A 15,467-nucleotide genomic window follows, 5' to 3' on the forward strand; every position below is an offset into this window, starting at 1 on the left:
CAGTCCCAGATAGGCGTCATCATGTCCCTGCCCGCCCTGCTCACCCAACACATTGCCCGCCGCCCCCAGCGCATTGCCCTGCTGCAGCACGTCGCCGATCAAGGCTCGATCACCCGCGCCGCCAAGGCCGCCGGTATCAGCTACAAGGCCGCTTGGGACGCCATCGACGAACTCAACAACCTGGCAAGCCAACCCCTGGTCGAGCGCAGCACCGGCGGCCGCGGTGGTGGGGGTGCACGGCTGTCGGCCGAAGGCGAGCGCGTGCTGCGCCTGTATCAACGCCTGCAAAACCTGCAGGCACAGCTGCTGGAAGCTGCCGAAGAATCCAGCGACCTCGACCTGCTCGGGCGCCTGATGCTGCGCACCAGCGCCCGCAATCAGCTGCAAGGCCAGGTCAGCGGCCTGCGCCGCGAAGGCCGGCATGATCGGGTAAGCCTGGCCCTGGGCGGCGGGCTGGAGATCGACGCGCTGATCACCCATGACAGTACCGAGCGCCTGGAGCTGACACTGGGCACCGTGGTGGTGGCGCTGCTCAAGGCGGGCTGGGTGCAATTGCTGGGCGCACGCGACGACGCTGAAGCCGGTAGCAATGTGCTCAAGGCGACCGTCGAAGAGGTACTTGAAGACGGGCATGAGCCCAGCGAAGTGCGCTTGGCGCTGAGCAACGGGCAGACGCTGTATGCCTTTGCCGAGGTGCAGTGGCTTGCGCAGCACCCAGTGCAGCCTGGGAGCGAGGTGCAGGTACAGTTCCAGCCGTCCTCGGTATTGCTGGGCGTACCGGTTTAGGCTGGCCGCGCTTCGCGCGGTTCGCGGGACAAGCCCGCTCCCACAGGTACTGCACCGCCTGTGAACTCGGCGGGGAGCCTGTGGGAGCGGGCTTGTCCCGCGAAAGGGCCGGCACTGTTACCATGGGTACTTGCCGCCCACCCCGGAGCCTCCATGTCGCACCCCTTCTCCACCCTCACCCCCGACCTGGTCCTGGACGCCGTGGAAAGCCTCGGCTTTCTCAGCGACGCCCGCGTCCTCGCGCTGAACAGCTACGAGAACCGCGTCTACCAGGTAGGCATCGAGGATGCGCAGCCACTGATCGCCAAGTTCTACCGCCCGGGCCGCTGGAGCGACGCAGCGATCCTCGAAGAGCACCGCTTCAGCGCCGAGCTCGCCGACCTCGAAGTCCCCGTGGTCGCCCCGCTGCAGCACGAAGGACAGACCTTGTTCGAGCACCAGGGTTTTCGTTTCACCCTGTTCCCCCGTCGTGGCGGGCACGCACCGGAACCCGGCAACCTCGACCAGCTCTACCGCCTCGGCCAACTGCTTGGCCGCCTGCACGCCGTGGGCGCGGCACGCCCGTTCGAACACCGTGAGGCATTGGCTGTGGACAACTTTGGCCACGCCTCGTTGGCCACCTTGCTCGACGGCGGCTTCGTCCCCAAAGACCTGCTGCCAGCGTTCGAGTCCGTAGCCCGCGACCTGCTCAAGCGCGTCGAAGATGCCTACGCCCGCACGCCCCACCAGGTCATCCGCCTGCATGGTGACCTGCACCCCGGCAACCTGATGCACCGCGACGAGGTCTACCACGTCGTCGACCTCGATGACTGCCGCATGGGCCCGGCGGTGCAGGATTTGTGGATGATGCTCGCCGGCAGCCGCGAAGAGCGCATGGGACAACTGGCAGAGCTGATCGACGGCTACAACGAGTTTCACGATTTCGATCCGCGCGAGCTGGCCCTGATCGAGCCGCTGCGTGCCCTGCGCCAGTTGCACTACAGCGCCTGGCTGGCACGGCGCTGGGACGACCCGGCGTTCCCGCCGAGCTTCCCGTGGTTCGGTCAGCCACGTTATTGGGGCGACCAGATTCTCGCCCTGCGCGAACAACTGGCCGCGCTGGATGAACAACCGCTGAAATTGTTCTAGAAGCGCGCCACGCTCTGTCTACAATAGGCGTCGCTTCAATTAGCTTCCTAAGCAAGGATTCTGCATGCACGCCGCAAACCCGCGCCACGGGTACATTCTGGGCCTTGGCGCCTACATCATCTGGGGCTTGTTCCCGCTGTACTTCAAAGCGATTCAGAACGTTCCCTCGGTGGAGATCATTGTCCACCGGGTGCTCTGGTCGGCCCTGTTCGGTTCCCTGCTGCTGCTGGTGTGGAAACACCCCGGCTGGTGGCGCGAGCTGCGCGAAAACCCGCAGCGGCTGGCCATCCTCGCCCTCAGCGGGTCACTGATCGCCGGCAACTGGCTGACTTACGTGTGGTCGGTGAACAACGGCCGCATGCTCGAGGCCAGCCTCGGCTACTACATCAACCCGCTGGTGAACGTGCTGCTGGGCATGCTGTTGCTGGGTGAGCGCCTGCGCCGCCTGCAATGGGTGGCCGTGGGCCTGGCGGCGCTCGGCGTGGCCCAGCAGGTATGGCAGGTTGGCAGCTTGCCGTGGGTATCGCTGGCGCTGGCGCTGAGCTTCGGGTTCTACGGCCTGATCCGCAAAAAGGCGCCGGTCGCGGCGCTGCCCGGGCTGGTGGTGGAAACCTGGATGCTGGTCCCGCTGGCGCTGGGCTGGCTGTTGTTGAACCCCACCGCAATGAGCGCCCAGCCGGCGTTCTACAGCAGCAGTGAGGCGCTATGGCTGATGGCTGCAGGGCCGGTGACGCTGGTGCCGCTGGTGTGCTTCAACGCTGCGGCGCGTCACCTGCCCTACACCACGTTGGGCTTCTTGCAGTACCTGGCGCCCACACTGGTGCTGATGCAGGCGATATGGCTGTTCGACGAGCATTTGTCGTCCAGCAGTCTGGTGGCATTCATGTGTATCTGGGCCGGCCTGGCGCTGTACAGCGTCGATGCGTGGATGAATCTGCGCAAGCGCGCCTGATCAAAAAATGATCAGAACTGTGCAAGCCACGTCGTTCGTGGCCTGCACAGAGATCTCCAAAGGTTATCCACACCCTCGTCCCCGTGGTTTGTGCACAAGCCACTGAAAACTGGGTGTTTTTTGCTCAAATCGCGGGAGGGCTCGGCCTTGCTGGGCTGGCGAGGTGCGCCCCCAGCTTATCCACAGGGCCGTCCCCGTTATATCGGGATAAAAGTCGGGGCCGCTCCCACAGCGATCTCAGCTCAATCCTCCGGCCGCAGCTTCAACTCCACCATCAAGTCATCCGCCAGGCTCTCCAGCTTCTGCTGCAGTTCATCCAGCGACAAGGTCAGCGGCAGCGCCAGCAAGGCATCGGCATGGAACAACGGCTCACTGCTCATCGGTGCCGGGCGCACCTCGGTGGTGAAGCGCTCCAGGTTCACGCCGTGGTCAGCCAGCAAACGGGTGATATCGCGCACGATCCCTGGCCGGTCATTGCCCACCAGCTCCATCGCGATGGGCTTCCAGGTGCAGGAGGGTTCGATGCCGCTTTCGGCGATCAACACGCGAATACTGTACTGGCTCAGCGCCTGCAGCGACTTCACCAGCTCATCGTAGTTCTCCGCCGGCACCGCCACCCGCAAGATCCCGGCGAACTGCCCGGCCATGCGCGACATGCGGCTTTCCAGCCAGTTGCCGTTATGGTCGGCAATGCACTGGGCAATGCGTTCGACCTGGCCGGCCTTGTCAGGGGCAATCACGGTCAGTACAAGATGATCCACAGCGCCTTCCTCTGCGTTGGGCCGCCCGAAGCGGCGAAAATACGGGGGATCGATTCAGTATAGGCAAGGCGCGGCAACCTGCCGCAGGACAGTCTGCGGAACTAATCGTGTACTGTTTCAAGATTTATCTGGAACAATCCACCGGTTTTTTGCGAACATAGCCACTCCCAGCGTGACCCGACGCGACCACACGGTCGCAGAGCGGCGCTTTGAGTCTGATGTTTACCTGCCTGCTGCTTCATGTAGTATGCGCTGGCGCGGACTACAAAACGTCGTTTCGATGTCTGCCAAGGCGCCTGTGAAAATACGCCAACCGCCCGCCAGCCCGTCTGGCGAGCCGCACCCAGCCGCGCTCGTGGATGACGAGAGCAAGCACTGGTGCCGTGTTTAGAGAAGCGCTACAGGCTTAATACAGAAGAGCGAAAGCGAAATAGCTGAGCAGAGGTGAGGCAAGCAATGACTGGATACGTTCAAGTCGGTGGCCTTCAGGTCGCCAAGGCCCTGTACGACTTCGTCAACAACGAAGCGATCCCTGGAACTGGCGTCAAAGCCGATGCGTTCTGGGCCGGGGCAGAAAAGATCATCAACGACCTCGCCCCAAAGAACAAAGCCCTGCTCGCCAAGCGCGACGAGCTGCAGGCCAAGATCGACGCCTGGCACCAGGCGCGAAAAGGCCAGGCCCATGACGCCGTAGCCTACAAAAGCTTCCTCCAGGAAATCGGCTACCTGCTGCCGCAAGTCGAAGACTTCCAGGCCACCACCCAGAACGTGGACGAAGAAATCGCCCGCATGGCCGGCCCGCAGCTGGTGGTGCCGGTGATGAACGCCCGCTTCGCCCTGAACGCCGCCAACGCCCGCTGGGGCTCGCTGTACGACGCGCTGTACGGCACCGACGCCATCAGCGATGAAGGCGGCGCGGAAAAAGGCCAAGGCTACAACAAGGTACGTGGCGACAAGGTCATCGCCTTCGCCCGCGCCTTCCTCGACGAAGCCGCGCCACTGGCAGCCGGCTCCCACGTCGACTCCACTGCTTACCGCATCGAAGGCGGCAAGCTGGTTGTCACCCTCAAGGGCGGCAGCAACAGCGGCCTGCGTGACGATGCCCAGCTGATCGGCTTCCATGGCGACGCCGCCGCACCGACCGCCGTGCTGCTCAAGCACAACGGCCTGCACTTCGAGATCCAGGTCGACGCCAGCACCCCGGTCGGCAGCACCGACGCCGCCGGCGTCAAAGACATCCTGATGGAGTCGGCACTGACCACCATCATGGACTGCGAAGACTCGGTCGCCGCTGTCGATGCCGACGACAAGGTCATCGTCTACCGCAACTGGCTGGGCCTGATGAAAGGCGACCTGGCCGAAAGCGTGAGCAAAGGCGGCAAGACCTTCACCCGCACCATGAACCCGGACCGCGAGTACGCAGCGCCCAATGGCGGCAGCGTTACCCTGCACGGTCGTTCGCTGCTGTTCGTGCGCAACGTGGGTCACCTGATGACCAACCCGGCGATCCTCGACGCCCAGGGCAACGAAATCCCCGAAGGTATCCAGGACGGCCTGTTCACCAACCTGATCGCCCTGCACAACCTCAACGGCAACACCAGCCGCAAGAACACCCGCACCGGCAGCGTGTACATCGTCAAGCCGAAGATGCACGGCCCCGAAGAAGTGGCGTTCGCCGCCGAGATCTTCAGCCGCGTCGAAGACCTGCTGGGCATGCCGCGCAACACCGTCAAGGTCGGCATCATGGACGAGGAGCGCCGCACCACGGTCAACCTCAAGGCCTGCATCAAGTCGGCCGCCGAGCGCGTGGTGTTCATCAACACCGGCTTCCTCGACCGTACCGGTGACGAGATCCACACCTCCATGGAAGCCGGCGCCGTGGTGCGCAAGGGCGCCATGAAGAACGAGAAGTGGATCGGCGCCTACGAGAACAACAACGTCGACGTCGGCCTGGCCACCGGCCTGCAAGGCCGTGCGCAGATCGGCAAGGGCATGTGGGCCATGCCGGACCTGATGGCTGCCATGCTCGAGCAGAAGATCGCTCACCCGCTGGCCGGCGCCAACACCGCCTGGGTACCGTCGCCAACCGCCGCCACCCTGCACGCCCTGCATTACCACAAGGTCGACGTGCAGGCGCGTCAGCGCGAACTGGCGTCGCGCGCGCCGGCTTCGGTGGACGATATCCTGACCATCCCGCTGGCTGCCGACACCAACTGGTCGGCCGAAGAGATCCGCAACGAGCTGGACAACAACGCCCAGGGCATCCTGGGTTACGTGGTGCGCTGGATCGACCAGGGCGTCGGTTGCTCGAAGGTGCCGGACATCAACGATGTCGGCCTGATGGAAGACCGCGCCACCCTGCGTATCTCGGCCCAGCTGCTGGCCAACTGGCTGCGCCACGGCGTGGTCAGCCAGGAGCAGGTGCTGGAAAGCCTCAAGCGCATGGCGGCGGTGGTCGACAAGCAGAACGCCGGTGACGCCCTGTACCGCCCGATGGCGCCGAACTTCGACGACAACGTCGCGTTCCAGGCGGCTGTGGAGCTGGTGGTCGAGGGTGCCAAGCAGCCGAACGGTTATACCGAGCCGGTGCTGCACCGTCGTCGTCGCGAGTTCAAGGCGCGTAACGGCCTGTAAGCCATTGGGGCCGCTTTGCGGCCCATTCGCGGGGCAAGCCCGCTCCCACAGACTCCGCTCTATTTGAGGGAGCGGGGTATCTGTGGGAGCGGGCTTGTCCCGCGAATGCTTCACACCGCTATTCGATTCGTAACTCTCTTTTTACCAGCCCCAGCAACTTGCCCAGGTCCACCGGCTTGAGCAGGAAATCCACTACCCCCAGGTGCATCACGTCCACCGCCTCCTTCACATCGGTGTCGCCCGACACCACGATGATCGACAACGCCGCCCGCTCCGACTCACGAATCTGCCGGATCAGCTCCAGGCCATCCTTGGGCTCCATGCGCAGGTCGGTGATCATCAACGCAATGCGCGGCTCGTAGTGCAGCTTGAACATCGCCTCCTGCGCGCCATCGGCCACCATGCTGTCGATGCCCCTGCTCTTGAGGTACAAGCTCAGGGCCCCGCTGTTCACCGGGTTGTCATCGACCACCAGCACCACAGGTTTTGGCGCAACCGGCGCACTCACCACGGCCAAAGCTTCACGTTCGGCTTCACTCAGGATGTCGTCATGCTCAACCATGGTCGTCTCGTCAAAAAAATAGCCAGCTCAGTCGGTAGGACCGCACCTTGCGAAATTGATCACAGCCCGCTCATAGACTTACGTCCAATGGGCACCACACGGCCGCCAGCCGACCATGGGGGCCGAGAACAACAAGGCCGGCACCTATATATAGATATATATAGTTCGGCGTAGCGATACGGTCAGTTTCATGAGCAAAAAGGACGCCTACAGCCAGGCGGGCAGGACAGCCGTCCTGCAGAACATCCAGGGTACCCTGCAGTTTCTGCAGCGCTTCCCACCGTTCAACCAGATGGAGCACAGCCACCTGGGCTTTCTGGTGGAACAGTGCCAGCTGCGTTTCTACGCCAGCGGCGAAAGCATCCTCAAGCCCGTGGATGGCCCGGTCGAGCACTTCTACATCGTCAAGCAGGGGCGCGTGGTCGGCGAACGCCAGCACCTGGTCAAACCGGGCGTGGAAACCACCTTCGAGATCACCAGCGGCGAATGCTTCCCGCTGGCCGCCCTGCTCGGCGAACGCGCTACCCGTACCGAGCACCTGGCCGGTGAAGACACCTTCTGCCTGCAATTGAACAAGGCAGCCTTCATCCGCCTGTTCTCGATGTCGGATGTGTTTCGAGATTTTGCCCTGCGCGGTGTCAGCAGCCTGCTCGACCAGATCAACCAGCAAGTGCGCCAACGTGCAGTGGAAACCCTCGGCACCCAGTATTCGCTGAACACACCGCTGGGCGAGCTGGCCATGCGTCACCCCGTGGTCTGCGCCCCGGACACGCCGCTGCGCGAGGCCGTGCGGCTGATGCACGAGCAGCAGGTCGGCAGCATCGTGGTGGTCGACCCGCAACGCTACCCGGTGGGCATCTTCACCTTGCGCGACCTGCGCCAGGTGGTGGCAGCAGCCGACGCCGACCTCGGGGCGCCGATCGACCGGCACATGACCGCCCAGCCGTTCTACCTCAGCCCGCAAGCCAGTGCCTTCGATGCGGCCATGGCCATGACCGAGCGGCACATCGCCCACGTCTGCCTGGTGGACAACCAGCGCCTGTGCGGCGTGGTTTCCGAACGCGACCTGTTTTCCCTGCAACGGGTCGACCTGGTGCACCTGGCGCGCACCATCCGCCACGCGCCACGCCTGGACACCCTGGTATCGCTGCGCGGCGAAATCGGCCAACTGGTCGAGCGCATGCTCGCCCACGGCGCCTCCTCGACCCAGATCACCCAGATCATCACCCTGCTCAACGACCACACGGTCTGCCGGGTGATTGAACTGGCCCTGGCCGAGCGCGGCGACCCCGGCGTGCCCTTCAGCTGGCTGTGCTTTGGCAGCGAAGGCCGGCGCGAGCAGACGCTGCACACCGACCAGGACAACGGCATCCTGTTCGAAGCCCGCGACAGCGCCGAAGCCGAGAGCATCCGCGCCCGCCTGCTGCCACTGGCCCAATACATCAACCAGTGCCTGGCCCAGTGCGGCTTCACCCTGTGCAAAGGCAATGTCATGGCCGGCAACCCCGAGCTGTGCCTGTCGCGCGCCGAATGGACACGGCGCTTCGCCGGCTTCATCCGCGAGGCCAGCCCGGAAAACCTGCTGGGTTCGAGCATCTACTTCGACCTGCGTGTGGTCTGGGGCGACGAACAGGGTTGCGAGCAGTTGCGCCAGAGCCTGCTCGAACACGTGGCCGACAACCGTATCTTCCAGCGCATGCTGGCCGACAATGCCCTGCGCCAGCGGCCACCGGTAGGCCGTTTGCGCGACTTCGTGCTGACCCGCCAGGGCAACGACAAGGCCGCCACCCTCGACCTCAAGGTCCAGGGCCTGACGCCCTTCGTCGATGGCGCCCGCCTGTTGGCGCTGGCCAATGGCATTGGCGCCTGCAACACCCTGGAGCGTCTGCGCCAGCTGGTCGACAAAGGCGTCATCGAAGCGCTCGATGGCGCAGCCTATGAAGAGGCCTACCACTTCATCCAGCAAACCCGCATGCAGCAACACCAGCGCCAGAGCCGCGACAACCTGCCGTATTCCAACCGTCTCGACCCGGACAGCCTCAACCACCTGGACCGGCGCATCCTGCGCGAGTCCCTGCGTCAGGCGCAGCGCCTGCAGAGCAGCCTGGCCCTGCGGTACCAGCTATGAGCCTGTTCGCCTGGCTGCGCCCTGCCGCTGTGCCGCTGGACGACGCCCTGCGTGAGCGCCTTGCGCGCCTGCCCAAGCCTGCACCGCTGGGTGTCTGTTCCTTGCGCGAACAACGCTGGGTCGTACTCGACCTGGAAACCAGCGGCTTGAATCCCAGCCGCGATCAGGTGTTGTCGATCGGTGCCGTTGCCATCGAAGACGGGGCCATCGATTTTTCCCAGCAGTTCGAGCGCACCCTGCACCGTCCGACGCAGAAGACCAACGCCAGCGTACTGATCCATGGCCTGGGGCCCAGTGCCCTGGCTGCCGGCTGCGACCCGGCCGAAGCCTTGCTCGATCTGCTCGAATTCATCGGCGCCAGCCCGGTGCTGGCCTTCCACGCACCGTTCGACCAACGCATGCTGGCCCGGGCACTCAAGCAGAGCCTTGGCTACCGGCTGCAGCAGCACTTTCTCGATGTGGCCGAACTGGCGCCGATGCTCAACCCCGATACCGTATTGCGCGAAGCCGGGCTGGACGATTGGGTCGCCCGCTTTGACCTGCACATCGAAGAGCGCCACCACGCCAGCGCCGATGCCCAGGTGACGGCCGAGCTGGCGCTGATCCTGCTGAGTCAGGCCCGCCGCCAGCAGCTGGACAGCCCGTTGCAACTGGAACAGCGCTTGCGCGGATGGCGGCGGCGCAAGGCGCAGAGTCACGGTCTTTAGCTCAGGTCTGGCCCCATCGCCGGCAAGCCGGCGATAGGGCCGGTACTGACAACACTCATTTTCAGCCCCACCCTGCTGGCATTCCGATAAGCGTCCATTGCACGCCACCCCCCGCCTCTGCAACAATCGCGAATAATTATCGTTAGTTAATGCATACGTTCCGGGGGGACGCTGCGTGTCTTCAGCACAAAGCCCACATGCCGATCTGGTCGGTGCGCTGTATCGCGACCATCGCGGCTGGCTGCTCGCCTGGCTGCAGCGCAGCATGGCCTGCCGCCAGCGTGCCGAAGACCTGAGCCAGGACACCTTCGTGCGCCTGCTCGGCCGCACCCAGCTGGAGACCCCCCGCGAACCCCGCGCCTTCCTCGCCGCCGTGGCCAAGGGCCTGATGTTCGACCACTTCCGCCGTGCGGCGCTGGAACAGGCCTACCTGGCCGAACTTGCCCGCTTGCCGGAAGCCGAACATCCCTCCCCGGAAATCCAGCACCTGATCCTCGAAGACCTCAAGGCCATCGACCGCCTGCTCGGCAAGCTGTCGAGCAAGGCCCGCGCGGCCTTCCTGCACAACCGCCTGGACGGCATGGGCCACGCCGAGATCGCCGAGCGCCTTGGGGTTTCGGTATCGCGAGTGCGCCAATACATCGCTCAAGGCATGCGCCAATGCTATATCGCTCTGTACGGGGAGCCGACGTGAACGGCTCACCGGTTTCGTCCCGCGTCCTTGAAGCCGCCATCGCCTGGAAACTGAGCCTGGACGACGGCAGTGGCTCGAACGATGAACGCAACGAATTCATGCGCTGGCACGCCGCCAGCGAAGAGCACGCCCGCGCCTGGCGCCAGCTTGGCGCCCTCGACCAACGCGTCGGTGCGGCCGCCGGCCCGGCCCGTCAGGCGCTGCTGCAATCGCGCGCCGGCCTGCGCCGGCGCATCGCCAAGACCGGCAGCGGATTGGCCGGCATGCTGCTGCTCGGCTCGCTATTGGCCTGGGTCGCCGGTCCATCGCTGTCGCCCAGCTACTGGCTGGCCGACCAGCGCACCGCCACCGGCGAGTTGCGCACCTTGCGCCTGGAAGACGGCACGCTGCTAAGCCTCAACAGCCACACGGCGGTCGACATCGATTACCAGGGCGATCAACGCGTACTGGTCCTGCACCAGGGTGAAATTTCGGTCGAAACCGGCCACCTGGACCCTCGGCCATTGCTGGTACGCACCGACGATGGCCGCCTGCGGCCACTGGGCACGCGCTTCCTGGTGCGCCGCGAAGATCGCGGCACACGCCTGGAGGTGCTGCAGGCCTCGGTCGCCGCCATGCCGCTGAACAGTGGTGACGAGCAGATATTGCGCGAAGGCCAGCAGGTGCTGATGAGCACCAATGGCCTGGGCCAGGTCGACCCGGTGCAGGCCGGTGCCGATGCCTGGACCCGCGGCATGCTGGTGGTGGACAACGTGCGCCTGGCCGACTTGCTGGCCAAGCTGGGCCAGTACCGCAGCGGGCACCTGGGCGTGGCCGATGAAGTCGCCAACCTGCGGGTCACAGGCAGTTTCCCGCTGACCGACACCGACCTGGCCCTGGCATCGCTGGTGCCGGCGTTGCCGGTGAAGATCGAGCGGCATGCGCCGTGGTGGGTGACCGTAGTTCCCAAGTAAGACCGCGTTGGCCTTTTCGCGGGACAAGCCCGCTCCCACAGGTTCACCACCGTCCTCAAGGTATGTGGTTTACCTGTGGGAGCGGGCTTGTCCCGCGAAGAGGCTGGTGCAGCCTGCAACCAAACCCAAACAATTCTCACTTTTTTTCAGATTACCCCTGTCACTTCACAAATCTCGCTCGGCAAGGAAGCAGAAAGCACTTATCCGTCGAGGAGCCGCTGCATGTCCCGCGCTGTTGATCGTTTCCTGCGTCCCAGCCTGATGGCCCTGGCCATCGCCGTGGCCGCACCATTGGCCAGCCCTGCCCTGTTCGCCGCCGAGCAATCGGCGCCGCGTGCCTACAACCTGCCTGCCGCACCGCTGGCCAACACCCTGAACCAGATCGCCAGCCAGTCGGGCATTGCCCTGGCCATCGATCCGGCATTGGTCAGTGGCCGCAATTCGGCGCCGGTCAACGGCCAGTACGACGGCCTCGGTGCGCTGCAGGCGGCCCTGCGCGGCACTGGATTGCAACTGGAGCAGAGCAGCGTCGGCAGCTATAGCCTGGTGGCGACCCCAGAAGGGACACTGGCGTTGCCGGAAACCACGATCGACGCCAACTCCAGCTACGAAAGCGCCTGGGGCCCCGTCGAGGGCTACACCGCAAAGCGCACGGCCGCAGGCACCAAAACCGATACCGCACTCGTCGAAGTGCCGCGCTCGATCTCCGTTGCCACCCGCCAGCAAATGAGCGACCGCGGCGTGCACAGCCTGGACGATGCCGTGCGCTACATGCCGGGGATCGTCTCCGCCAGCTTCGGCAGCGACACCCGGTATGACTGGATGCGCGTACGTGGCTTCGAACCGACCCAGTTCCTCGACGGCCTGCCGCTGCCGCGCGGTGTCTACGCCAACCCCAAGGCCGAAACCTGGAACCTGGACCGCCTGGCGCTGCTGCGCGGCCCGGCGTCCTCGGTCTATGGCCAGACCCCGCCCGGCGGCCTGCTGGACATGGTCAGCCGTCGCCCGCAGGCCGAAAGCGCCAACGAAATCGAACTGCAGTACGGCAGCGACAACCACCGCCAGATCAACTTCGCCAGCACCGGCAAACTCGACGAGCAGGGCCGGTTCCTGTACAGCCTCAGCGGCGTGGTCCGTGATGGCGGCACGCAGATCGACCACATCGACGACAAGCGCTACAACATCGCCCCGAGCCTGACCTGGAACATCGACGAAGACACCTCGCTGACCTTCCTGACCCAGTTCACCCGCGACGATACCGGCGTCACCAGCCAGTTCCGGCCGATCCAGGGCACCAAGATCGACATGCCGTTCGGCGACATCTCGCACCACAAGAACCTCGGTGACCCCGACTACGATTTCTACGACCGCACCTACTACGCGCTGGGCTACGCGTTCGAGCACCGCATCAACGATGTGTGGCAGTTCCGCCAGAACCTGCGCTACACGAAGTCGGATCTGGAGTTCCAGACGGTCACCGTCAACAGCTACCTGCCAGAGTTCGGCATGGTGGTGGACGACGAAGGCAATGTCGGTCGCGGCACCACCAACGTCGATGAAGACATCAGCCAATTCGCGGTCGACAACAACTTCCAGGCTGATTTCGCCACCGGCGCCGTCAACCACACCCTGTTGCTCGGCCTGGACCACCAGCGCAGCAACACCAATTACCTGGCCATCTTCGGCTCGGCGCCGCCCATCAACGTCAACCACCCGGAATACGGCCTGCCGATCACCCGCCCGCCCCGCTCCGATGCGTTCTACGACTACAACCAGAAGACCTACCAGACCGGCCTCTACGTCCAGGACCAGATGGCCCTCGACAACTGGCGCCTGACCCTGGGCGGGCGTGAAGACTGGGTGCACACCGGCACCAAGTTCTTCAACAAGGGCGATGCCACCAACACCCAGCGCGACAGCAATTTCAGCGGCAACGCGGCGATCAGCTACGTCTTCGATTCCGGCTTCGTGCCGTACCTGTCCTATGCCGAGTCCTTCCAGCCGGCCAGCAATGCCAGCGTCGACCCGCAAGAGTCGTTCAAACCGACCGAAGGCAAGCAGTGGGAGCTGGGCATCAAGTACCAGCCGCCAGGCTCCAACACCTTGCTGTCGGCTGCCATCTATGACCTGACGCAGAAAAACGTCTCGGTCACCAACAACGTTGGCAACGTCACCGTCACCAGCCAGACCGGCGAAGTGAAAGTCCACGGCCTGGAGCTTGAAGCCGTGTCCGACGTCACCGACAACCTGAAGGTGATCGCGGCCTACACCCTGGCCAAGTCGGAAGTGCAGGACGGCCAGTACAAAGGCAACCGTCTGCAACTGATGCCCAACCAGCAAGCCTCGTTGTGGGCCGACTACACCTGGCATACGGGTGTGCTCGACGGCTTCGGTGTCGGCGCCGGCGCACGCTATACCGGCAATACCTACGGCGACCAGGCCAATACCTACCTGGGCAAAGCCGACGCCTACACGGTGTTCGATGCGGCCGTGCACTACGACCTGGGCCGCCTGGACAACAGCCTCAAGGGCGCTTCGGTGGCAGTCAACGCCACCAACCTGTTGAACAAGGACTACATCTCCACCTGCGACGCGTTCTACTGCTACTACGGAGACCTGCGCAGCGTCGTCGCCAGTGCCACCTACAAGTGGTAAGCCTGTGACGTTGTGAGATTGCCGACCAAGCCGTCCCCTGTGGACGGCTTTGGTCTTTCTGAACATCGAGAAACAAAATGTAATGAAAAGCCCAACCATCCGCCGCTGGTCGGTGATCCACACCTGGAGCAGCCTGGTCTGCACCCTGTTCATGCTGTTGCTGGCCCTCACCGGCCTGCCACTGATCTTCCATCACGAACTGGAACACCTGCTCGGCGATGCCCCCGAGTTGCGCGAGCTGCCGGCGACCACGCCCCACCTTGACCTGCAGCAGTTGGTGGTCAAGGCCGAGCAGCACCGTCCTGGCGAGGTGATGCAGTACTTCGGCTTCGATGAAGACGAACCCGACGGCGTGATGGCGATCACCGCCGCCACCGCCGGCACCGAGCCCAACTCATCGCACACCTTCATGCTCGACGCGCGCACCGGCGAAGCCGTGGCCATGCCAGCCGCCAACGGTGGTTTCATGATGATCATGCTGCGGCTGCATGTGGACATGTTCGCCGGCCTGCCCGGCAAATTGCTGCTGGCCTTCATGGGTGTGCTGTTCGTCGTGGCGATCGTTTCCGGCACGGTGCTGTACGCACCGTTCATGCGCCGCCTGGACTTCGCCACGGTGCGCCATGACAAGTCCCGGCGCCTGCGCTGGCTCGACCTGCACAACCTGATCGGCGTGGTGACCCTGGCCTGGGCACTGACGGTAGGCGTCACGGGCGTGATCAGCGCCCTCTCCGACCTGGTCATCGCCGCCTGGCGCAACGACAGCCTGGCCGCCATGGTCGAGCCGTACCGCGGCGCCCCACCACTCACCGAACGCGCGCCGGCCACCCACTTGCTGGCCATCGCCGAGCAGGCCGCGCCCGGCATGCGCCCGGACTTCATCGCCTTCCCCGGCACGCGCTTCTCCAGCGAGCATCACTATGCGGTGTTCATGAAAGGCGCCACGCACCTGACCTCGCACCTGCTGACGCCGGTGCTGATCGATGCCCGTACCCTGGCCGTGACTGCCGTTGGCGAGCGACCCTGGTACATGGACGCCATGGGCCTGTCCCAGCCGCTGCACTTCGGTGACTACGGCGGGCGGCCGATGCAGATTCTCTGGGCGGTGCTCGATGTGCTGACCATCGTCGTGCTCGGCAGCGGCCTGTACCTGTGGTTGGGTAAACAGCGCAAAGGCAAGGGAGCACGCCCATGAGCCACCGATCGCAATCCACCTGGCGCCTCTTTGGCTGGCCGCTGCTGATCGCCCTGCTGGGGGCTACCGGGCTGTTTGCCGCGCTGCTCGGCGACGGTGGCTGGGACGTGCTGGCGTGGGTCGGGCTTGGCGTTCCCGCACTGTTGAGTGCACGGGCGCTGTTCTGGCGCGGTTGAGGTAGCCTACGCTGCGGGCGTACTGTCTTGCTCAAAACTCAAGAGCTTGCACGAACCCTGTGGGAGCGGGCTTGTCCCGCGAAGAGAACAACGCGGTGGATGGCACCGGCTTCGCCGGTGTTCGCGGGACAAGCCC

At 64.6% G+C, this 15,467-nt stretch carries 13 protein-coding genes; 11 read left to right on the forward strand and 2 right to left on the reverse strand.

Annotation, left to right across the window (positions count from 1 at the left end; genetic code table 11):
* The first annotated feature begins 21 nt into the window (after window positions 1–21).
* The 3 genes from PMI38_RS14695 to rarD all read left to right on the forward strand — a co-directional run bounded on the left by PMI38_RS14695 (window position 22) and on the right by rarD (window position 2,866).
* Window positions 22–786, forward strand: a complete 765-nt coding sequence (locus PMI38_RS14695) for a TOBE domain-containing protein (RefSeq protein ID WP_008095348.1) — start codon at window positions 22–24, stop codon at window positions 784–786.
* Window positions 787–939: 153 nt separating this feature from the next.
* On the forward strand, window positions 940–1,914 hold the full coding sequence (locus PMI38_RS14700) for a serine/threonine protein kinase (protein ID WP_008095350.1): 975 nt from the start codon (window positions 940–942) through the stop codon (window positions 1,912–1,914).
* Window positions 1,915–1,978: 64 nt separating this feature from the next.
* A complete protein-coding gene (gene rarD / locus PMI38_RS14705; RefSeq protein ID WP_008095351.1) occupies window positions 1,979–2,866 on the forward strand; it encodes an EamA family transporter RarD in 888 nt (295 codons plus the stop codon).
* A gap of 242 nt (window positions 2,867–3,108) precedes the next feature.
* Here the strand turns inward: rarD and PMI38_RS14710 are convergent, their stop codons facing one another.
* Window positions 3,109–3,627 carry a glycine cleavage system protein R gene (locus PMI38_RS14710; protein ID WP_008095353.1) on the reverse strand — a complete coding sequence of 173 codons (519 nt, stop codon included), beginning with the start codon at window positions 3,625–3,627 and terminating at the stop codon, window positions 3,109–3,111.
* Window positions 3,628–4,083: 456 nt separating this feature from the next.
* Here PMI38_RS14710 and PMI38_RS14715 point away from each other — a divergent pair, with 456 nt between their 5' ends.
* The gene (locus tag PMI38_RS14715) at window positions 4,084–6,261 is read left to right on the forward strand and encodes a malate synthase G (protein WP_008095355.1); all 2,178 of its coding nucleotides are present in this window, start codon (window positions 4,084–4,086) and stop codon (window positions 6,259–6,261) included.
* Window positions 6,262–6,379: 118 nt separating this feature from the next.
* Here PMI38_RS14715 and PMI38_RS14720 read toward each other — a convergent pair whose 3' ends face one another.
* Window positions 6,380–6,823 (reverse strand): response regulator, encoded by a 444-nt coding sequence (locus PMI38_RS14720; protein ID WP_008095357.1) that lies wholly within the window; start codon window positions 6,821–6,823, stop codon window positions 6,380–6,382.
* A 190-nt stretch (window positions 6,824–7,013) separates the two neighbouring features.
* Here PMI38_RS14720 and PMI38_RS14725 point away from each other — a divergent pair, with 190 nt between their 5' ends.
* The 7 genes from PMI38_RS14725 (at window position 7,014) to PMI38_RS14755 (ending at window position 15,331) form a co-directional block, all read left to right on the forward strand.
* On the forward strand, window positions 7,014–8,951 hold the full coding sequence (locus PMI38_RS14725) for a putative nucleotidyltransferase substrate binding domain-containing protein (RefSeq protein WP_008095359.1): 1,938 nt from the start codon (window positions 7,014–7,016) through the stop codon (window positions 8,949–8,951).
* The gene (locus tag PMI38_RS14730; protein ID WP_008095361.1) at window positions 8,948–9,658 is read left to right on the forward strand and encodes a 3'-5' exonuclease; all 711 of its coding nucleotides are present in this window, start codon (window positions 8,948–8,950) and stop codon (window positions 9,656–9,658) included. The genes PMI38_RS14725 and PMI38_RS14730 overlap by 4 nt, the downstream gene beginning before the upstream one ends.
* A gap of 175 nt (window positions 9,659–9,833) precedes the next feature.
* The gene (locus tag PMI38_RS14735) at window positions 9,834–10,352 is read left to right on the forward strand and encodes an RNA polymerase sigma factor (protein ID WP_008095363.1); all 519 of its coding nucleotides are present in this window, start codon (window positions 9,834–9,836) and stop codon (window positions 10,350–10,352) included.
* Window positions 10,349–11,305, forward strand: coding sequence for a FecR domain-containing protein (locus PMI38_RS14740; RefSeq protein WP_008095365.1), 957 nt, complete (start codon window positions 10,349–10,351; stop codon window positions 11,303–11,305). The genes PMI38_RS14735 and PMI38_RS14740 overlap by 4 nt, the downstream gene beginning before the upstream one ends.
* 222 nt (window positions 11,306–11,527) lie before the next feature.
* On the forward strand, window positions 11,528–13,960 hold the full coding sequence (locus PMI38_RS14745) for a TonB-dependent siderophore receptor (protein ID WP_008095368.1): 2,433 nt from the start codon (window positions 11,528–11,530) through the stop codon (window positions 13,958–13,960).
* 82 nt (window positions 13,961–14,042) lie between these two features.
* Window positions 14,043–15,155: a PepSY-associated TM helix domain-containing protein gene (locus PMI38_RS14750; protein ID WP_008095370.1), complete on the forward strand. Its 1,113-nt coding sequence runs from the start codon at window positions 14,043–14,045 to the stop codon at window positions 15,153–15,155.
* Window positions 15,152–15,331: a hypothetical protein gene (locus PMI38_RS14755; RefSeq protein ID WP_008095372.1), complete on the forward strand. Its 180-nt coding sequence runs from the start codon at window positions 15,152–15,154 to the stop codon at window positions 15,329–15,331. The genes PMI38_RS14750 and PMI38_RS14755 overlap by 4 nt, the downstream gene beginning before the upstream one ends.
* Window positions 15,332–15,467: the final 136 nt, after the last annotated feature.

Source organism: Pseudomonas sp. GM84, assembly GCF_000282535.1.
In the GTDB taxonomy this organism is placed as follows: Bacteria; Pseudomonadota; Gammaproteobacteria; order Pseudomonadales; family Pseudomonadaceae; genus Aquipseudomonas.

What these genes read in the sequence shown, in the direction of transcription:
- PMI38_RS14695 (WP_008095348.1), top strand. Translation starts at nt 22, where the DNA reads ATGTCCCTGCCCGCCCTGCTCACCCAACACATTGCCCGCCGCCCCCAG.
- PMI38_RS14700 (WP_008095350.1), top strand. Translation starts at nt 940, where the DNA reads ATGTCGCACCCCTTCTCCACCCTCACCCCCGACCTGGTCCTGGACGCC.
- rarD (WP_008095351.1), top strand. Translation starts at nt 1,979, where the DNA reads ATGCACGCCGCAAACCCGCGCCACGGGTACATTCTGGGCCTTGGCGCC.
- PMI38_RS14715 (WP_008095355.1), top strand. Translation starts at nt 4,084, where the DNA reads ATGACTGGATACGTTCAAGTCGGTGGCCTTCAGGTCGCCAAGGCCCTG.
- PMI38_RS14720 (WP_008095357.1), bottom strand. Translation starts at nt 6,823, where the DNA reads ATGGTTGAGCATGACGACATCCTGAGTGAAGCCGAACGTGAAGCTTTG.
- PMI38_RS14725 (WP_008095359.1), top strand. Translation starts at nt 7,014, where the DNA reads ATGAGCAAAAAGGACGCCTACAGCCAGGCGGGCAGGACAGCCGTCCTG.
- PMI38_RS14730 (WP_008095361.1), top strand. Translation starts at nt 8,948, where the DNA reads ATGAGCCTGTTCGCCTGGCTGCGCCCTGCCGCTGTGCCGCTGGACGAC.
- PMI38_RS14745 (WP_008095368.1), top strand. Translation starts at nt 11,528, where the DNA reads ATGTCCCGCGCTGTTGATCGTTTCCTGCGTCCCAGCCTGATGGCCCTG.
- PMI38_RS14750 (WP_008095370.1), top strand. Translation starts at nt 14,043, where the DNA reads ATGAAAAGCCCAACCATCCGCCGCTGGTCGGTGATCCACACCTGGAGC.
- PMI38_RS14755 (WP_008095372.1), top strand. Translation starts at nt 15,152, where the DNA reads ATGAGCCACCGATCGCAATCCACCTGGCGCCTCTTTGGCTGGCCGCTG.